At 75.8% G+C, this 1,508-nt stretch carries 1 protein-coding gene and 1 pseudogene; both read left to right on the top strand.

Going from position 1 to position 1,508, the window contains the following annotated elements; all coding sequences use genetic code 11:
- A pseudogene (locus tag HMPREF3086_RS04070) lies at positions 1–758 on the top strand (MFS transporter); the annotation flags it as partial.
- Positions 755–1,508 (top strand): fructosamine kinase family protein (locus tag HMPREF3086_RS04075; RefSeq protein WP_070720277.1); only part of this gene is annotated, 754 nt, incomplete at its 3' end. The pseudogene HMPREF3086_RS04070 and the gene HMPREF3086_RS04075, both read left to right, overlap by 4 nt.

Raw genomic sequence — 1,508 nt, forward strand, 5'->3', positions numbered from 1 at the left:
TGGGCCCCGCCGCCGCCGAGGACGAGCGGGGCCGTGACCTCGACGCGGTGCCGGGAGAAGCAGTGCCCGATGACACCGCCCCGGCCGCCCGCCGCCTCCCCGGCGGCCGCGCGCTCCTGCTGTTGATCGCGCTCGGCCTGTTCGCGTGCTGTGCCGAGCTCGTCGAGGACTTCGCCCAGACCTGGTCGGCGCTCTACCTGCGCGAGACCACCATCGCCGGGGCGGGACTCGCCGGGCTCGGCTTCATCGCCGTGCAGGGCGCGCAGCTGGCCGGCCGCGTCAGCGGCGACGCGCTGGTCGAACGGTTCGGCGCCGCCCGACTCGCCCGCGCGGGCGGATTGTTCGTGATGGTGGGCGCGAGCGCCGCGTTCGTCGCGTCGTTCACGCTCGACGGGTCGACCCTTCTGGTGGTCCTGCTCGCCGGGTTCGTGCTGGCGGGGTGGGGAATCGCGACCGTCATCCCGGGCGCGATGGTCGGCGCCGACTCCGTGCCCGGCCTGGCCCCCGGTGCCGGGCTCGCGGTGCTCAACTGGGTGATGCGCCTCGGTTTCCTCGCCTCGCCGCCGCTCGTCGGGTTCATCGCCGAGGTCGCGGGCCTGCGCTGGACCGTGACGCCGATGATCGTCGGCGGCGTCCTCATCGTCGCCCTGGCCGGGCCGCTGCTCGGCCGTGCCCACCGCACGCCCGCCGGCCGCGAGTCCGCCGACCCCGATCTCGCAGACCGAGCCCCCGCGCACGAGAAGGAGACCATGACGTGAGCGCCGATGTGTTCGTCAAACGCGGCTCGGACCACGGGCCCGACTTCTTCCGCCACGAGGCCGCCGGACTGGCGTGGCTCGCCGCGGCCCCCGGCGGGCCCCGCGTCGTGGAGGTTACGGGGGTCGACGACGACGAGATCACCCTGGAGAAGATCCCCGCGGGTCGCGCCACGGCGGACGCGGCTCTGCGGTTCGGGCGGTCGCTCGCGGCGATGCACGACGCGGGCGCGGCCGCCTGGGGCGCACCCGCCGACGGCTGGGCGGGCCGGTGCTTCATCGGCAACCGTCCCCAGGAGTGCAGGCCAACCGACTCGTGGGGCGAGTTCTACGCCGAGCAGCGGGTCCGGCCGTTCGTGCGCATCGCGGTGGACCTGGGTGTCCTCGACGGTGCCGACCTGGCCGCGGTCGAGCGGGCCTGCGACCGCGTGGCCGCCGGCGAACTCGACCACCCCGGCGACACTCCCGCCCGTATTCACGGCGACCTGTGGACGGGAAACGTCCTGTGGACGGCCGGGGGCGGGGCCGGCGCGGCGGGCGACGGCGGCGTTGAGGCCGTGCTCATCGACCCCGCCGCGCACGGGGGCCACCGCGAGACCGACCTGGCGATGCTCGCCCTGTTCGGCGCGCCGCACCTCGATCACATCCTGCGTGGCTACGGCGAGGTCCGGCCGCTGCGGGAGGGCTGGCGGGAGCGGGTGCCGCTGCACCAGCTGCACCCGCTCGCCACCCACTCGGCCGGGCACGGCGCCG

Source organism: Dietzia sp. HMSC21D01, from assembly GCF_001815995.1.
Lineage (GTDB): Bacteria > Actinomycetota > Actinomycetes > Mycobacteriales > Mycobacteriaceae > Dietzia > Dietzia cinnamea.